This window comes from Acinetobacter sp. YH12116, from assembly GCF_013418895.1.
In the GTDB taxonomy this organism is placed as follows: domain Bacteria; phylum Pseudomonadota; class Gammaproteobacteria; order Pseudomonadales; family Moraxellaceae; genus Acinetobacter; species Acinetobacter indicus.
Map to the genome: position 1 here is coordinate 142,193 of NZ_VPBE01000003.1, position 17,305 is coordinate 159,497.

The 17,305-nt window shown below is 47.6% G+C and carries 18 protein-coding genes and 4 tRNA genes; 7 read left to right on the forward strand and 15 right to left on the reverse strand.

The genetic code is table 11. The annotated features are described in order from the left end of the window. Positions 1-90 precede the first annotated feature (90 nt). Positions 91-2,523 (reverse strand): ribonuclease R, encoded by a 2,433-nt coding sequence (gene rnr, locus FTU54_RS03385; RefSeq protein ID WP_160242790.1) that lies wholly within the window; start codon positions 2,521-2,523, stop codon positions 91-93. A 265-nt stretch (positions 2,524-2,788) separates the two neighbouring features. Between rnr and FTU54_RS03390 the strand changes: the two genes are divergently transcribed. From FTU54_RS03390 to FTU54_RS03405, 4 genes are all read left to right on the forward strand, one after another. Beyond that, positions 2,789-2,878: transfer RNA gene (locus FTU54_RS03390), tRNA-Ser, on the forward strand. Between the two features lie 13 nt (positions 2,879-2,891). After that, a tRNA-Arg gene (locus FTU54_RS03395) sits at positions 2,892-2,968 on the forward strand. Positions 2,969-3,017: 49 nt separating this feature from the next. After that, positions 3,018-3,094, forward strand: a tRNA-Arg gene (locus FTU54_RS03400). Positions 3,095-3,325: 231 nt separating this feature from the next. Then, a tRNA-Arg gene (locus FTU54_RS03405) sits at positions 3,326-3,402 on the forward strand. A gap of 77 nt (positions 3,403-3,479) precedes the next feature. Here the strand turns inward: FTU54_RS03405 and FTU54_RS03410 are convergent. Further along, positions 3,480-4,778: an SRPBCC family protein gene (locus FTU54_RS03410; RefSeq protein WP_160242791.1), complete on the reverse strand. Its 1,299-nt coding sequence runs from the start codon at positions 4,776-4,778 to the stop codon at positions 3,480-3,482. A 169-nt stretch (positions 4,779-4,947) separates the two neighbouring features. Here FTU54_RS03410 and FTU54_RS03415 point away from each other — a divergent pair, with 169 nt between their 5' ends. Both FTU54_RS03415 and FTU54_RS03420 read left to right on the forward strand, forming a co-directional pair. Next, positions 4,948-5,445 (forward strand): YcxB family protein, encoded by a 498-nt coding sequence (locus FTU54_RS03415; RefSeq protein ID WP_005180217.1) that lies wholly within the window; start codon positions 4,948-4,950, stop codon positions 5,443-5,445. Positions 5,446-5,481: 36 nt separating this feature from the next. Then, a complete protein-coding gene (locus tag FTU54_RS03420; protein ID WP_005180214.1) occupies positions 5,482-6,123 on the forward strand; it encodes a fumarylacetoacetate hydrolase family protein in 642 nt (213 codons plus the stop codon). A 69-nt stretch (positions 6,124-6,192) separates the two neighbouring features. Here the strand turns inward: FTU54_RS03420 and msrA are convergent, their stop codons facing one another. From msrA to lgt, 9 genes are all read right to left on the reverse strand, one after another. Next, positions 6,193-6,714: a peptide-methionine (S)-S-oxide reductase MsrA gene (gene msrA / locus FTU54_RS03425; RefSeq protein WP_016658546.1), complete on the reverse strand. Its 522-nt coding sequence runs from the start codon at positions 6,712-6,714 to the stop codon at positions 6,193-6,195. A 65-nt stretch (positions 6,715-6,779) separates the two neighbouring features. Then, the gene (locus tag FTU54_RS03430) at positions 6,780-7,241 is read right to left on the reverse strand and encodes an META domain-containing protein (protein WP_005180208.1); all 462 of its coding nucleotides are present in this window, start codon (positions 7,239-7,241) and stop codon (positions 6,780-6,782) included. A 75-nt stretch (positions 7,242-7,316) separates the two neighbouring features. Further along, complete coding sequence (locus FTU54_RS03435) at positions 7,317-8,387, reverse strand: DUF4105 domain-containing protein (protein WP_160240947.1); 1,071 nt, start codon at positions 8,385-8,387, stop codon at positions 7,317-7,319. Between the two features lie 29 nt (positions 8,388-8,416). Further along, the gene (locus FTU54_RS03440) at positions 8,417-8,929 is read right to left on the reverse strand and encodes a dihydrofolate reductase (protein WP_016658548.1); all 513 of its coding nucleotides are present in this window, start codon (positions 8,927-8,929) and stop codon (positions 8,417-8,419) included. A 100-nt stretch (positions 8,930-9,029) separates the two neighbouring features. Beyond that, the gene (gene thyA / locus FTU54_RS03445; protein WP_005180203.1) at positions 9,030-9,872 is read right to left on the reverse strand and encodes a thymidylate synthase; all 843 of its coding nucleotides are present in this window, start codon (positions 9,870-9,872) and stop codon (positions 9,030-9,032) included. A 201-nt stretch (positions 9,873-10,073) separates the two neighbouring features. Beyond that, complete coding sequence (locus tag FTU54_RS03450) at positions 10,074-10,565, reverse strand: lipocalin family protein (RefSeq protein WP_005180198.1); 492 nt, start codon at positions 10,563-10,565, stop codon at positions 10,074-10,076. Positions 10,566-10,749: 184 nt separating this feature from the next. Then, positions 10,750-11,124, reverse strand: a complete 375-nt coding sequence (locus tag FTU54_RS03455) for a hypothetical protein (protein WP_005180197.1) — start codon at positions 11,122-11,124, stop codon at positions 10,750-10,752. Continuing rightward, positions 11,125-11,502, reverse strand: a complete 378-nt coding sequence (locus FTU54_RS03460) for a hypothetical protein (RefSeq protein ID WP_016658550.1) — start codon at positions 11,500-11,502, stop codon at positions 11,125-11,127. Between the two features lie 83 nt (positions 11,503-11,585). Beyond that, the gene (lgt, locus tag FTU54_RS03465) at positions 11,586-12,395 is read right to left on the reverse strand and encodes a prolipoprotein diacylglyceryl transferase (RefSeq protein WP_160242792.1); all 810 of its coding nucleotides are present in this window, start codon (positions 12,393-12,395) and stop codon (positions 11,586-11,588) included. A gap of 94 nt (positions 12,396-12,489) precedes the next feature. Between lgt and FTU54_RS03470 the strand changes: the two genes are divergently transcribed. Continuing rightward, positions 12,490-13,272, forward strand: a complete 783-nt coding sequence (locus FTU54_RS03470) for an NRDE family protein (protein ID WP_160243679.1) — start codon at positions 12,490-12,492, stop codon at positions 13,270-13,272. 57 nt (positions 13,273-13,329) lie between these two features. Here the strand turns inward: FTU54_RS03470 and FTU54_RS03475 are convergent, their stop codons facing one another. From FTU54_RS03475 to tatA, 4 genes are all read right to left on the reverse strand, one after another. Further along, entirely contained in the window at positions 13,330-15,576 is a 2,247-nt protein-coding gene (locus FTU54_RS03475; protein WP_160242793.1) for a PhoX family phosphatase, read from the reverse strand. Positions 15,577-15,756: 180 nt separating this feature from the next. Then, positions 15,757-16,539, reverse strand: a complete 783-nt coding sequence (gene tatC / locus FTU54_RS03480) for a twin-arginine translocase subunit TatC (RefSeq protein ID WP_005180188.1) — start codon at positions 16,537-16,539, stop codon at positions 15,757-15,759. Next, on the reverse strand, positions 16,536-16,982 hold the full coding sequence (gene tatB, locus FTU54_RS03485; RefSeq protein WP_160240949.1) for a Sec-independent protein translocase protein TatB: 447 nt from the start codon (positions 16,980-16,982) through the stop codon (positions 16,536-16,538). The genes tatC and tatB overlap by 4 nt, the downstream gene beginning before the upstream one ends. A 19-nt stretch (positions 16,983-17,001) precedes the next feature. Continuing rightward, on the reverse strand, positions 17,002-17,226 hold the full coding sequence (gene tatA, locus FTU54_RS03490) for a Sec-independent protein translocase subunit TatA (protein WP_005180185.1): 225 nt from the start codon (positions 17,224-17,226) through the stop codon (positions 17,002-17,004). Positions 17,227-17,305: the final 79 nt, after the last annotated feature.

Genomic DNA, 17,305 nt, shown 5'->3' on the forward strand with positions numbered 1-17,305 from the left:
CTCCAGCGTGGGAAATCAAGCGGTGTGTACAGAATTGCTCAACTTCATACAAAAAAGAGCGCCGTGGCGCTCTGTTTCTGATCGGGCTGCTTAGTCCAGCTTGGACTTGGCATTGGACTTTTTCTTTTTCACTTTGGCTTTTTTCTTGACCTTGTCTTTGCTTTCAGCCTTGGCGGTGACTTTTTTCGCCGGCTTTTTGCCATAAGAACTCGGCTTGGATTTGGCCTTTTTCTTCTTCAACGGCTGTTCGCCATCTTCACTCACGGCAAGCTTGACTGGACGATCATGAAAGATTTCTTCGGTGGCTTCAGCACGCGGCGCGGCTTTGGCCACGCGTGGTGCACGGCTGCGGATCGCACGACCGGCATGGGTCAATTGTTTGACCAGCTCGAAATCAATCTTGCGTTCTTCCAGGTTGACTCCGGCCACTTTAACTTTCACTTCATCGCCCAGACTAAAGGTCTGACCGCGTGACTGACCGACCAGTGACTGGCTGGCCTGATCAAACATAAAGAAGTCATCGCCCAGCTGGCTGACGTGAATCATGCCATCGACATACAGATCTTTCAGCGTGACAAACAGACCAAATTCGGTCACGGCAGAAATCACCCCGACAAATTCTTCGCCTAAATGCTGCTGCATATAATGACATTTCAGCCACATGGTCACAGAGCGGGAAGCTTCATCGGCACGACGTTCGGTTTGCGAGAAATGCTCACCGGCATCATCCAGCGCGGCACCCGAAATCGGATACGGTTTCTGGGCCAGATGCGCCTTAATGGCACGGTGCAAGAGCAGATCCGGATAACGACGAATTGGTGAGGTGAAGTGGGTATAGGCTTCATAGGCCAGACCATAGTGGCCGGCATTGGCCGCGCCGTAATAGGCCTGCATCATCGAGCGTAACAGCACCGCATGAATACTTGGCGCATCAATGCGGTCTTTGGTGGCATCAATCACGGCCTGATAATCGGCCTGGGTTGGCTGTTCCGGGAAATTCAGTCCCAGCAGTTTTACAAATTCACGAACTTTCTGAATCCGTGAAAACTCAGGTGGCTCATGCACACGGTACAGCATTGGAATATCATTTTTGAGCGCAAACTCTGCTGCTGCCACGTTGGCCAGTAACATGCACTCTTCAATCAGTTTATGCGCATCATTACGGGTTCGCGGCAGGATTTCCTGAATACCACCGAGTTCGTCGAAGGTCATATAGGTTTCGACAGTTTCAAATTCCATGGCATGACGCTGGGCACGTAAACCTTTGAGTACCTGATACAGCTGGAACAGGGTATTCAGCGATTTGCGTACATCCCGGTCTTCCGGAATGGCAGCGCTGTCGCCGTCAAAATATTGCGCCACCTGGGTATAGGTCAGACGGGCTTTGGAATGCATTACCGCGGGATAGAATTCGAATTTGGTCACCCGGCCGGCACGGGACAGGTTCAGGTCACAGACCATACACAGACGATCTACCTGCGGATTTAGCGAACATAAGCCATTCGATAAGGCTTCAGGCAACATCGGTAAGACAAAATGCGGGAAATAGACCGAAGTGCCGCGTTCCTGGGCTTCATCATCCAGCGGTTTGCCCGTGCGCACATAGTGGCTGACATCAGCAATCGCAACCACTACGCGGTAGCCGCCCCCTGGACGTTTTTCTGCATACACCGCATCATCAAAGTCGCGGGCATCTTCACCGTCAATGGTGACCAGAGCTAAATCACGTAAATCGACCCGGCCCTCACGGTCTTTGGCTGACGGTTCTTTAAAACTGTCGGCATCTTTTAAGACATTGTCCGGAAATTCATACGGCAAACCAAACTCTAAAATGGTTTGGGGAATGATGATTTCGGTGTCGGCTTTATCGGCCATCGACTGCACCACATGTCCGGTGGCAAATTCTTCGCGGCTTGGATAGTCATCAATGGCAACGCGAACTGAATCGCCCAGATTCAGTTTGGCGTGTTCAACCAGCTCTTTTTCTAAAGTCACCGGCTGATGGCTGTTCGGATTGCCCGGCTGAATAAAATATTCACCGTCATACATCGACAGTTTGCCAATGATCTGTTTCACGCGGCGCTGCTGGACTTCGGTAATAAAGCCCCAGGCTTTGCCTTTGCGATCGACCGAGGTCTGGCGTACTTTAACGCGGTCGCCATTAAACACCAGACGCAATTCACGCTCGGGTAGCAGGATGTCATTTTGTCCGTCAATATGAGCAGAACCCAGACCCTTGCTATTAATGTAGACCGTGGCTCCATGGGTAGGCTGCTCGGCGGCAAGCTGGAACTTGAATCCGTCTTTCATGAGCTGGCCATCACGCACCATGGCAATTAAGCGGTGGCTCAGGGCATCAATACTTTTCTGATCGGCAATTTCAAAATATTCAACCAAGTCGGCATGCGACTGGGCCTGTTGCAGTTTTTCAATACTTTCAAGAATCAGTGTGCGACTTGGAATCGGATTATCGTAACGTTCGGCTTCAGCTTTTGCTTCAGGATCGACCCAGTTTTTCATCATGTCTTTGGCTTCAAGTCAGAAGATAGGTTTAGCATAAGTCATGCAGCGTCAGACTGCACGTAAATGATTGCAATAATGTGTTTTAAGTCTTTATTTTAAGATGATTGCGAGTAGATAAAATCACATTCCCCATAAATTTGCAGAAAATGCCAGGCTAGAAGCAATAAATTGTTTAAAAAATATTTAATTGAGCAAAAAACTGCAAAAAATAGAGTGACTGCGCTTGCAGTGCTACAGTTAAATTTGTATTATGGCGGCACGTTACGGTGAGATGGGTGAGTGGCTGAAACCACGTCCCTGCTAAGGACGCATACGGGCAACTGTATCGAGGGTTCGAATCCCTCTCTCACCGCCACTTTACTTATGTCGCGCTCATAGCTCAGCTGGATAGAGCACTTGGCTACGAACTAAGGGGTCGGGAGTTCGAATCTCTCTGAGCGCACCAATAAGTAAACCGGGAAATAACGCAGTCTAATATAGACGACACAAGTGACGCGCTCATAGCTCAGCTGGATAGAGCACTTGGCTACGAACTAAGGGGTCGGGAGTTCGAATCTCTCTGAGCGCACCAACTTGAACAATTAACCGCACATGTTGCGGTTTTTTTGTGCCTGCAATTTGGCTACTCAGCTGCATCCGCTGGCTTCCTTATTTGTTACAATTTCAATTGCAATTTAAAACCTGTATAAAATCAGCGCACAATTACATGATTTGTCCAATATCTATCCATTTGGTTGCATTTTTATGAAATAAGACTTAACAAATACCGAAAAGCCCGTATAATGCACCCCATCAAGACGTCGCGCTCATAGCTCAGCTGGATAGAGCACTTGGCTACGAACTAAGGGGTCGGGAGTTCGAATCTCTCTGAGCGCACCAATCTTGATAAAGAATTCTGAAAAAACCGCACATGTTGCGGTTTTTTTGTGTCTATAATTTACTAAAACATTCCCGCATTATTTGATCTTCTGTTGAATCTTTAAGGTCAGCACGGTATTGCCACCCAATGCCGGCAGCAGCTCGTGATACGGCATACTGCGCATGGCGCGTAATAAAAACGGTGCCTGCGCATCAATGTTCATGGCGCTGGTTACATTCAGTAAACTGCCCTTAACTTGCGGCAAAATCTGCATGCTGCCTTGCACATAGCGTAAATCTCCCCCCACCGCCTGAAACTGCTGCTCCAGAGCGCCTTGTGCCTGAAAACGCAGTTTAAAATCAAACGGAATCTGAATCACGCCCAGTCCGACCGAAATTTTATAGTCGGCATCCAGCTGCCGGGCAGAGGGCTGCTGAATATGAACTTTTTTAATTTGCCGTGGAAACAGGTGCTGGTAGGCCTGCGGTTCAAGCCAGGGTTTTAGCTTGCTGGCCGGCTGGGCATAGTACTGATAGCTGCTGCTAAAACGCATGATTTCCTGCTTTGCACCATAGGACACCTGATAGGCCGGTAAAATAAAGGATACGGGTTCTTGTGATTTCTGGCTGATCTGCCGGATTTTGTTCATCTGGCTGACACTTAATTCAGGGGCTGGTACGTCGCCGGCGGGTAAGGCTCGGGGTGTTGTGCTTTTAAATTTACGTTGCAGTGCTTCCAGAATAAAGGCATTGGTGCCGGCCGGCAGGCCCAGTTTGGCATCGGGCAGGGCATTCAGGATGGTACGAAATAAAAAGCCTTTGGGCTGCGCCAAATCTCCCCAGTGCGTGACCGTGACCAGCGTCTGATGGGCCGACAAGGCAAACCATTCTATTTTTCCGGCGCCATACGAAATGGGTGCGTCAATCACCAGGGTTTCAATACTGTTGTCGGTGCGCTGATGTTGCAGGATCACATCCTCTTTAAAGTTCAGCACCGGAATGGGCGTGGGAATATGAATCCGGTATTTGACCTGACTGATGTGCTGGCGCTGCTCCAGCATCTTGGCGCTTTTGAAGGTCGGAAACAGCTGGGCATAGCCTGAATAGTCACTCAGCAGTGCCGCAACTTTGTGACTGGGCACTGGCAGCACCACCGCAGCACTATAAAATTTACCGCGTTTTGTGGATGCGAAAGTTGGCAGCTGAATCGGTTGCGCGGCATGCGCATAAATCAGAATTCCATCTCCGGTCAGCGCGGCCAGCTGCTCGGCACTGCTGCCATAGCCTTGTAAACTGCCTGGCATTTTTCCTGTCCAGCGAACTAAACTGGCCCAGGCAGACACTGGCAGCAGCAGAGTGCAAAGCAGGGCGATCAATCGGGTGTGCGTCTGTGGCATAAAACATCCTGTTTTTGCTGTGGAGATGAGCGAATCATCCCGTTTTGAATCGGGTTATTTTTTGAATGGTGTGTGCAGCATCATGACAGCACTGGCGAGAAAAAGAATAAGGAAATCACCTATTCTGGTGTAATATTTAGCGTAATTTAACTGATTTGATGATGAGCCGATGTCGGAACTCAAGCCTGCCTTGTCGCTACGTTATTTTTTAAATCTGGAAGAATCTCAGGATGGCTTTGCTCTGGCCACCTTTGGTAAAAAACAGTTTACCCGTTTTATTACTCCATTAATTAGTGTCGGGATTATTGCCTGGGGCATTTATTTGGGCCTCGATGGTGTAGGTCGTTACTATCTGGCGCTGGGGGTATTTTTTCTGGTGCTACAGATGCTGATGCGCTACTGGTTCCTGCCGATGATGTTTAAGCGTCAGTTTGTCAAATACCAGTTTGGAAAAAGCGAACAGGGCATTGCGCTGTATCAGGATTATGCCGAGATTTCTGCCAATGGCCGTGACAAAGTGGTGCATTATAACGAAGTGCAGAATTTTGCTTCAGGCAAGCTGACTTATATGATTGAGCTGAAAAACCGCATGGTGATTATTGTGCCAAAACGCGTGTTTGAAAGCACAGCCGATCAGACCCTGTTTGAAAATACCTTTAAAAAATAAGCCTGTTAAAACCATCACATTATAAGAGGGAAGATCATGAATACACGTCCATCGAAAATTGTCTGTGTGGGTCGCAGTTATGCGGATCATGCCAAAGAACTGGGCAATGCGGTTCCTGATCGTCCGGTGCTGTTTATCAAACCGCCGAGCAGCCTGCGTCCGTTATCTGCCGGGATTGCCTGGAATCCGGCCTGGGGCAGCTGTCATTATGAATGTGAACTCAGCCTGCGTATTGACCAGCCCTTAAAGGCAGAAACCGATCCGCAAAAAGCCTTGCAGGCCGTGGGGGCGGTGACTTTGGGGCTGGACCTCACTTTGCGTGACTTGCAGGATGAACTGAAACAGAAAGGCCATCCATGGGAACGAGCCAAAGCCTTTGATGGGGCTTGTGTATTGGCAGACTGGGTCGATGTTGCAGAAGTTAACGACTGGAAAGATGTGCACTATACGCTGCATATTAATGACGAACTGCGTCAGCAGGGGCATACCGCGCTGCTGATTTTTGAAATTGGTGCGCTACTGGCTGAAATTAGCCACAGTTTTAGTTTGGAGCCGGGCGATGTGGTAATGACCGGTACTCCGGCCGGGGTGGGTGCCTTAAAGGCCAATGACCAGTTAAGTATGCGTTTGCAGGGCAAAACCCGGGAATTTGTCTGGAGCACTTTTGTTCAGGCTTAACCGCCTCCCCAGACGACGAGGACTGCAATTGCAGTCCTTTTTTATGGCGCTTTTCGAGCCTTCCTGGTTTCAGTCTTTGAGTAAATCCTGAAACTTGCTATGCAGCTTCATCAGTTTGGGTGGAATTACAAAGTTGCAATAGCCTTGCGTCGGGTTATTGGCAAAGAAGTTCTGATGATAGGCCTCTGCCGGATAAAAACGCGGTGCAGCGGTCACTTCGGTGACCACAGCAATGCCCTCGGCTTTGAGCTGCTGGATCATCTGTTCGGCCTGTTGCTGCTGCTCCGGATTTAAATAATAAATCACCGAACGATACTGGCTGCCGACATCATTGCCCTGACGGTTAAGCGTGGTCGGGTCATGGGTGGCAAAGAACACATTTAACAGCTGGGTATAGCTGATTTGACTGTCATCGAAATCAATCAGAATGACTTCAGCATGGCCGGTATCACCATTGCACACCGCTTCATAATTTGGATTGTCCATTTGGCCGCCGGCATAGCCACTCACCACTTTGGCCACACCGCGCAGTTGGAGAAATACCGCTTCGGTACACCAGAAACATCCACCACCAAAAATTGCCTGTTGCATAGGGTCAGCCTTCTGTTTTCAATCGTTCATAAAAAAGGCCTGCAAAGGTGCAGGCCGGTGCAGTATTAACGCGGTTGTACGGCACTTTCCAGCTGAATCAGCAAATTGCCATAACGATCCAGCAGTTTCAGGGTTTTACCAAAGACCTGATAATGGGTCACTTTGGCCAGTGCTTCATTGAATTTCTGATCAATGCCATTGCTGTTGAGGCAGGCCATACGGGTGCCAGCCATTTGGCTTAGCGTTAGCGTGTCACGGCCGGCGCTGTAGCTGCCCATAATCCGGTTACAGCCATCGGCACCGCTAACGCGTTGGGTGGCGCTATCAAATTGCAGGCTTGGAATATTGTGGGCAGTCGGTTCGGTGCGAACCGCAGTATTGCCAATCTGGGTCACAATCCAGGTGCGGTTTTGTAGCTGGACAAGATTGGCAGTTTCAACGGTAGCACCTGGGGTTGGTAAAGTTTCACAGCCGCTAAAAACCAGGGCTGAACCTAAAAGGGCAACGGCAGCAAGATGTTTAAGCATATGGATTTCTCTTTATTTTAAAGCTGATGGATGTATCTAAACCAATTTTAAATTTGATCGCCAGTTAAAATTGTATCATTGATTTGACGGAGCGCCAGGAGCGGATGGCGCGGGCAAACCCTGCCGGATTAGTGCTGAAAATTGTGCACTGTCCAGCTGGCCCGGCTGTTCCACACGCGGATTGATATAAGCGCGCTGATACCAGCTTTCAATGCTCAAGCTCTGATCAAGCGCCTGTAAATCATACAAATAATTGGGTAAATAACCCGAAGCTAGCAGGCGATAATCGGTGGGCAAGGTCTGGTTGGATACTGCCTGCACCATGTCAAAGACCAGGGTAGTGCAGTTACTGGTCAGGGTGTTATACCATTTGGGCTGTTGTGCCAGTTCATCAGCTTTGGTCAGATATTCCAGAAACAGGGCTTTTTGCATTTCTTGCGGCATCTTCAGCGGGAAAAAATAGACCTGTTCACCGCGAATATTACTGCGGGTATAGATAATATCTTTTTCATCCGCCGCCACCAGACTCAGTTCATATTTGCGGAAGAATCCGCCCAGCGAAGAAAATTCTTCATGGCGTTCTTTGCGGATTTCAATCGAAAAAGTCAGCGGTGCGGCATTGGCAAAATCGAAACTGACCAGGGTGTGGGCAATTTGTGGTCCCATCCAGTAGGAAGTGATGATGTTGACGCCCCGAATCTGGTTCAGGTCATAATGGCGACTTTCCCAGCGCTGCTCGTAGGAACCATCGCTGTGCCAGTTAAAGTTACGCACATTGTGCAGAATGACCTGATCGCCGTGACGCTCGGAATGTAACAGCTGCGCCACTTCGGGATTCCAGTCGCGGTCCTGGCGAGGTGGCAGGCCAAAATACCAGAGCTGGCTGCACAGAAACACCAGCAGATAAATCAGCACATCCAGTTTACGGCTAATCAGATGCCGGCTGATATAGATGCCCAGAATGCTCATGGCAAAGGCAATCCATAGGCCAATCAGGATCCGGCTAAACAGCAGTCCAAACGGCTGCTGAAACCACAGGATCAGCACCAGCCAGATCGAGCTGCCAATTACAAACAGGCTAAACAGGCCATGCAAACTGCCTTGAATCAAACGCTGTGCCAGTTCGGGCTGTTGGGGTGTCTGCATGCTGATGAATTCATTCAGAAAAATAAGCTTTATTTTCGGTAGCTGGCAAACTCAAATGCAATGCCAGTTTTGTCATCCAAATGTTGCTCGGCACTGACTTTCTGGAACGCTGCCGGAATTTCCGGATAATGCGCATCGCCCTGCACATCCAGCTCGACATGGGTCAGTTCCAGACGGTCGGCAATATCCATGGTCTGTTTAAAGATTTCACCACCGCCAATAATAAAAATACTGTCCGGCTTTTCTGAAGCCTGCACATCAGCCACGGCCTGAGTTAAAGCTTCTTCAATTGAATAGGCGACTTTGGTGCCCTCAAAGGCCCAATTTGGATCTCGGGTAATCACCCAATTGACACGTTTCGGTAAGGCACGACCCATTGATTCCAGGGTTTTACGGCCCATCACTACCACGCCGCCCTGGGTAATTTCCTTAAAATGTTTTAAGTCGGCAGAAATATGCCATGGCAAATCATTGGCTTTTCCAATACAGCGCTGCTGATCCATGGCCACCACGTGTACAACTTCTAAACCTTGAAATGCCATGCTGTTTCATCCATATCTCATGCGAAAAATTAACCCTATTAAAATGTAAAATCCCCCTCGATGAAAGGGGGATGGGGCATTTGTCCGGAATTAATTGGCTTTAAACCGCTACCGGGGCCTTAATTGCCGGATGTGACTCATAACCGACAATTTCAATATCTTCAAATTTAAACGCGAACAGATCTTTGACGTCCGGGTTCAGTTTCAGCTGGCACAGCCCCAGCGGTTCACGACTGAGTTGCAGTTGTGCCTGTTCAAAATGGTTGGCATATAAATGGGTATCGCCGCCGGTCCAGACAAAATCACCAACCTCTAGATCACATACCTGGGCAATCATATGGGTCAGCAGCGCATAGCTAGCAATATTGAATGGTACACCCAGGAAGACATCGGCACTACGCTGATACAGCTGGCAAGAGAGTTTGCCGTTATGAACAAAAAACTGGAACAGGGTATGACAAGGTGGTAATGCCACCTGACCGGCTTCCTGCGGATTCCAGCCCGATACAATTAAACGGCGTGAATTCGGGTTGGTTTTAATCTCATTGATTAGCCAGGAAATCTGGTCAAAACCATCCTGATTATAGCTGTTATCGGCATTTTTGCTGGCGCCAAAGTTACGCCACTGATGGCCATATACCGGACCAAGCTCGCCTTCAGGACGGCCGAAACGCGCCGTCTGTTCTGCCGTTGACCATTCATCCCAAATCGTAACTTTGTTGTCCTGCAGATACTGAACGTTGGTATCACCTTTCAGGAACCATAACAGTTCAATCACAATTGAACGGAAATGCACTTTTTTGGTGGTTAATAGCGGAAAACCCTGAGACAGATCAAAGCGCATCTGATGACCGAATACAGAACGGGTTCCCGTGCCGGTACGGTCGCCTTTGTCGCCGCCGTGGTCAAGGATATGTTGTAACAGGTCAAGATATTGGCGCATGAAATTCTCTCAATCAAATAGTGATGTGGCTCCTGTGTCGACCTTCATTGCAGCGCCAAAGGCTGGCTGTGTTGAAGATCTTGGCTTTAAATGAGCACATAAAAGTGCAGCCATCATAACATTGATGCCGGGCCGAGATGAATATTCATCATCATTAAAAAAGGCATCTTAAAAAAGATGCCTCAGCAAAATAGCGGCAGCTTATGCGGTTGGCCGACCGGTGTGCGGGGTGTAAATCAGATCACTCAGGTCATAACCCAGACTTTTGGCCTGCGCCAGATATTCATTTTGTGTGGCTTCATCCAGCTGTGGATGACGATGCAGCAACCATAAATATTTGCGGCTCGGGTCACCGACCAGCGCGGTCTGATACTCCGGATCAAGTTTTAAAATCCAGTAATCGCCTTTGGTAAACGGAATCCAGCGCAGGCCTTCTGGCAAGAAGCTGACTTCCAGTTTGCCATGTTCAGCATCGACCGGGGTGGCTTCACCAATCGATTCATCTAGTTGACCCTGACCATCCAAACGGCGGTTTTGCACACGCACTTTGCTATCTTCATTCAGGCTGTAGGTGGCGGAAATATCGGTACTGTCTTCGGGTTCATGGCGCATTGGCAAACGGGCAATTTCGTACCAGGTGCCCAAATAACGTTGCAGGTTAAAACCGGAAATGGTGTTCAGTTCTGAATTCATAAACAACTTCCTGAATTATTTTCATAAAGACTGCAGTTATTCTAAGCAGGCTGAACGGGATTCGGGTTATTGTTGTTAGCGCTCCTGTTTCGGCATGTATGCAGTGTAAATTCAGCCCGGTTTTCTGTGCAGCAACTGCTACACAGGTTATTAAAATGCAAAAAATTGGACAGGAAAATAAAGCTTAGGAGTCAAACCGTTTGGCACGTTGCTGGTAGATCGACACCATAAACAGTCCTACCAAGATAAAGCCGAGTGCTTGCAAGGCCATGGCCCAAAGTTGCATTTTCGGTAGAAACAGCAGCAATACGGCCAGCAGGAGCAGCGGTGCCAGATTCAATCCCCCGTACATCAGTCTGCGCTGATGTTCTGGCCAGGAACGACGATTGCTCCATTGATACAGCAGATGTAAGCCCATGCCCAGAATCAGACTGAGGATGACCCAAAACGGTGGCAGCTGTGCCTGCGTCGAGGCCAGATAAATCAGCAGACAGGTACCAATACAGATCATCAGTTTGAGCTGACGATGACAACGCGCGGAATACCAGAAACTGAGCATTTATGCCTGATCCTGATGTTGATGCAGCAATGACAGTGGCGAGAACAGACAAATTGCCAGAGCCATAAAGCCAAGTCCTTGTGCGCCCGGTAATAAAATTTCACCCTGTTGCATATTCATGAAAATTAGTGCCAACAGCAGGGCAATCGGAATCCAGGTCAGCAGGCGATACAGTAAACCGGTGGGACGTTGTGCCGCAAAATGAATTTTGCAGTAACGGCAAATCAGAAAAATAATTCCGGTGCCCATAAACATCAGGATGGCATCATAGGCCAGCGGTTGCATCCAGTATAAAACGCCGGTGACCACTGCAATCAGAATAAACAGCATGAGTTTTTGCAGTACGGATACGTTGGGATTAAACCAGAATTCGAGCATAGCCCACCAGATGAATTGTGCAAGGGTGCATGCACTTTAGCAAAAATGGCATAAAAAAAGCGAGGCCAATGCCTCGCTCCAGTTTAACTATTTTTCTGTGGGCCCCAGTCATAGATTTTTTTCTGGTAGGCGTACCACATCATCCAGAGACCGACCAGAATCATTGGCAGACTCAGGAATTGGCCTTTACTCATCCAGGCAATAAATAGCTGACCATTGTCCGGTTCGCGGAAGAATTCCACCACAAAACGCGCCAGACCATAACCAATCAGGAACAGTGCCGAAACCGCCATACGTGGACGCGGTTTGGAACTGAACCACCACAGCAGAATAAATAACAGCAGCCCTTCAAACAGCGCCTGATACAACTGTGATGGATGACGTACCAGCTGTAGTGGATCGGTCGGGAAAATCATGCCCAGTGCAAAGTTTGGATCAGTGACCGGACGGCCATATAACTCGCCACCAATAAAGTTGCCGATGCGTCCAAACATCAGCCCGGTCGGGACACAAGGTGCAATAAAGTCCAGGGTTTGGAGCCAGGTCATCTGGTATTTTTTGCACCAGAACAGCATGGCCAGCATGACCCCCAGGAAACCACCGTGGAAACTCATGCCCCCGGTCCAGACTTGAAACAGCCACACCGGGTTAGCCAGAAACTGCTCAAAGCCATAAAAGAACACATAACCGACACGGCCGCCAATGACTACACCCAGCGCGCCGTAAAAGATCAGGTCCGAAACCATGTCCGGCGTCCAGCCACGCTGCTTGGCGCGATAGGTGGCCAGACCCCAGGCAAATAAAAAGGCCAGTAAATACATCAGTCCATACCAGTGGACTTGTAAGGGACCCAGCGATATCGCCACCGGATCAATATTTGGATAGGTCAGCATTCCTGTTCCTTGTCATTCTGTTTTGCACAGATTTTAGCTGAATAAGATGAAAAATGTTGTACATTCAATGTGTAAAGATAGCGAGCAGGAAATTATGTGTATTGTGGCCTTTGCCTGGCAGGTTCTGGATGAGTTGCCTTTATGTTTAATTTCAAACCGTGATGAGTTTTATCAGCGTCCGACTGCGGCGTTGCATGCCTGGGAAAATAGCCCGATTTATGCCGGACAGGACTTGCAGTCGGGTGGCACCTGGATGGGCGTGACCGCCAGAGGCCGCTGGGCCATTGTTACCAATTTTCGTAATGGACAGGATCAGCACAATTATCCGACCTCACGCGGCCATCTGATTCAGGATTTTCTGGAATCTGAATTAAGTCCAATTCGCTTTGCACAAGCATTGGAGCCGCGCCAGTGCGATTATGCCGGCTTTAATTTATTTGTCGGCGACCGGGAACAGGCGGTGTATATGAGTAACCGAGGGGAGGCGCCGCAAGTACTAGCCAAAGGCGTATATGTAGTGTCCAATGGCTTAATGGGCGAGCACTGGGAAAAAACTGGCCATTTGCGTAAACGCTTTACCCAGGAATTTTTACCGATGTTACAGCAAGCCCAGATGCCAGAAGCAGATCTGCAGCATGCTGCCTGGGATATTCTGGAAGATGAACGCAAGGTGATTGCAGATTTATTGCCAGAAACCGGCATTCCTGTCGAGCTGGAAGAGTTATTGTCGTCGACCTTTATTCAGAGTCCGGCGTATGGTACACGCTGTTCCAATATTTTAAGATTAAATGCTCAGCAATGGCACTGGTTAGAGAAAAGCCAGCAGGGTGAAACCGCCGGACAGATCGTGGAGCTGAATATTCCATTACATAAATAAAAAATACCGGCATCAAGCCGGTATTTTTAAGTTTAAGGATGCTTAAGAGAAAGCGTTTTATGCTTGCTCTAGTGCCTCACCTGCAATCGGACCACCGTCTTTACGGGTGATGACCACAGTAGCTGAACGAGGAACTTTACCTAACGCACTGTAGCGGGTACTTTGGTTCGCTGGCCAAGCACCACCTGGATGCTGAACATTGACAAAGATCGCTTTATAGTCAGGTGTAATGGTTACCCCGGTAATTTCACAGCCAGATGGACCAACCAGGAAGCGGCGGACACGGTCATTAGAAAGCTGTGCACCCACAATTGTTTCTTGACCACCTGCTTTGGTACTTGCTGCAATCGCGGTACCGCCATCACCGACTGAACCTGGAAGTGCTGCAAGCATCATACAGTTGGTTTCATCTGTATATTGACCATCATCGGTTTGAATCCAAAGGATACCACGTGGGTCAAACCACATACCATCCGGGCTAGAGAAGTCGTTCATATCGTCTAGACCAGACAGGTTGATGTTTGACTCAGCGCGTGCTTCAGCACCAAATAAGAAGATATCCCATTTAAATGCTGTAGCGGCTACCGTGTCGCCTTCTTCACGGAAGCGAATAATATGGCCATTCATGTTTCCGGAACTACTTGCGCTTGTGCCCTTGAAGTCAATATAGCTACGTGGGTTAGCGGCATCAGTTGGATACGAACGACCACGGCTGCTGTTATTGGTTAAGGTGACATAAACTTCGCCATTTTCAGGGTTCACTGCAACCCATTCTGGGCGGTCCATTTTGGTTGCACCAACGTGGTCTGCAGCAAGACGAGCATTGATGACGATGTCATCTTGGCCTGCAAATGGATAGGTTTCATTTGTAGCGGTTAAACCATTTTTGCCATGAGTAAGCTCTAACCATTCACCTGTACCATCATCATTGAATTTAGCGACATATAATGTCCCTTTATCCATGTATTTATGACCAGCGGTATAACCACCATTGATGTCTTTAGGATCCCATACTGCTTCAGAAACAAATTTATAGATATATTCACCTGTTGCATCATCACCCATATAGAAAGCTAGTGGCTGACCAGGGATCGGGTTACTACAACGACAATCTTCATGTGCAAAACGGCCGAGTGCAGTACGTTTTACTGGACGTTCAGTTGCGCTAAACGGGTCAATTTCAACAATAAAGCCACAAGTGTTCATGACATTACGGTAGTCTGCTAGCGCGTTTTCACCTTTAACTGAAATATCCCAACGATCATACAGATCTTTGTCACCAGTTAACTCGGCAACTGGAGTATTCCATAAATATCGCGAAGAACGGGCATTAGCACCACCACGACCATAACGTGATAAGGCAATTTCTTCTTTTGCAATGGCACGTGTGTCATTGGCTTGACGAGCGAAATAACCGCTCCAGTTTTCTTCTGCAGTCAGATATGTCCCCCAAGGTGTATAACCGTTACCGCAGTTTGCAAATGTACCACGTGTTAAAGTACCGTCTTGAGAGAATCGGGTTTTAACCAGATCAGAACCGCGCGCTGGACCACGGATTTCCATTTCAGTTGCGGCAGTAATACGACGGTTAAATTCAGAATTTAAATTAATTTTAACGTCTTGGGTATTTTCATCTTTGCTAATTTCAACAACAGATACACCGTGAGCATTTACTTCACGTAAAACCTGATCTTCAGGGCGGATGCCATCTACTGAAATCGTGCCCACAGGGGTATGTAACTGAGATTGCTGCAGATACTCATGGTTTAATACCAGCAAGCCTTGTTTTGATTCTTTGGCAGCATAGTTTTTGTTGGTTGGATGCATACCGAAGAAGCTCATACCATCATGGTTATCGCCGGCACGGAATTGATAAGATGCACCTGATGGTAGTTCAGCATCGGTTTTTTCTGGATAAGTAGGGTTAATTGGATCGCCTACTGCATATAACACTTTCAGCTGGTAGCCTGCAGGAACACTGAAGAAGTTCGCTGTATTTTTTCTCACAGGTTCAAAGGTTAATTTATTCGGGCGGGCGTTCAGATCGCTCCACTCATGCTGATCAGGAGAGGTTGTGTCTGGAGGAGAGGTTGGATTTTCACCTGAATTACCAGAATCATTATCATCATCTGAACAGCCGCTCACGCTTGCTGCAAATGCTAATGCCATTGCCCCACTTGTAGTTTTTGCAATAAAACCACGACGATTCATATGTTGATCAAGAATCGTTTGAAAATGCGTATTATTTGAAGTGTTACTATCTTCGGTCAGATCCTGACACGGAATCATTTCATCGTTGTTCATTTAAAAGTCCTAGCTTTTCTTTAATGGCTTGGTTGCTGCTTAAAAGCTAGAAATAAACTACCCGCTGAATATGACAGTACCTTGAAGAAAATATTTCAAAAAAGTTAAATAAGAACAATGGTTTACTAAAATAAAAAAGAGCAGCCGGAGCTGCTCTTTTTTAATCGGGTTTGTAAAAACTTATTCTGCAGTCAGCCGACGCTTCTCAATCAGCTTGCCAGCAAATAAGCCCAATTCGAATAACATCCACATTGGAATAGCCAGCATAATCATCGACAGTGCATCCGGTGGGGTAACAAACATCGAAACAAAGAAACAGCCAACAATAATAAAGCGGCGTTTCTCGACCAGCTGCTGGGTACTGACCACACCAATTAAAATCAGTAATAGGGTAATAATTGGAATTTCAAAGGTAAACCCGAACACCAAAAACAGCTTCAAACAAAAGGTCAGATAGCTATTAATATCCGTCATCGGGGCAACCGTTTCCGGCGACACACTGATGAAAAAGTGCAAAATTGACGGCAGTGCAATAAAGTAAGCAAATGAAATCCCAATATAGAACAGGGCAATACTGCTTATGAGCAACGGCAATGCCAGGCTTTTCTCTTTTTCATATAATGCTGGTTTTACGAAAGCCCACAGCTGATAAATAATAAACGGCATCGCAATCATCAACGCCACAAAAAAGTTCAGCTTAAACGGTGCCATAAAGGTGGCCGTGACATCGGTAGCAATCATGGTCGATGAAGTCGGCAACTGCGCACGCAGCGGTTCAGATAAAATCTGATAAGTGCGATTGGCAAAAGGCAATAAGCAGAAAAACAGCGCAATAACCAGGCCCACAATCTTAAATAAATGCTTGCGCAGAATCACCAGATGTTTGGTGATCGGCATTTCTTCTAAAGCAGCCTGCTCGCCCACTGTCGCCGCTGGCAATTGAGAAGGAGAACTTTGACTCATACAGCCACCTTATAATCGGTAAATTGTGATGTGGTCGGAGGGATAGCTTCAGTCGCGGTTAGCGGTTGATGCTGAGGACGCAGCAACAGCGAAGGTTGCGGGGCAATAAAGGTATAACGCGTCGGCAAATTTTTATTATCCGTTGCAGCGGTCTGGTTCGGTTGTTCTTCCGCGAATATTTTTTGTTGTTTTAGCTCATGCATCTGAGACTGCATTTTTTGCTCAAGTTCCTGAATACGTGCCATTTCCTGTTGCATCTGTTCACGCAGTTCAGAAAGTCGAAGTTCCCGATCAATATCATTTTGCACATTGCTGATGGTACGTTTAATTTTGCCGTACCACTTTCCAACAAAACGTGCAGCTTCAGGCAGCTTTTCTGGACCCAGCACCAATAATGCAATGATGCCGAAAAACAGCAGCTCCGCCATTCCAATATTGAGCATAACAAAATTACCTGAAAAATTATTGTTTTACAGTCGTGTTAACATCAGATGATGTCGCTTGATGTTCAATGGTACGTGGCTCGTTTAGGGCCGCAGTGGTCGTTTCATCATCTTTAATTGATTTTTTAAAGTCTTTAACCGCACCGCCCACATCTTTACCCAGGTTTTTCAGTTTAGATGTACCAAACAGAAGAATCACCACGATTGCAAAAATCAGAACGTGCCAGATGGATAAACCAGCCATAATATTTACCTCTTTTTAATTCAAGACATATCTCAACAGGTCTAGATGACAGCGAGGTGACAGGAATATTGCGATTCAA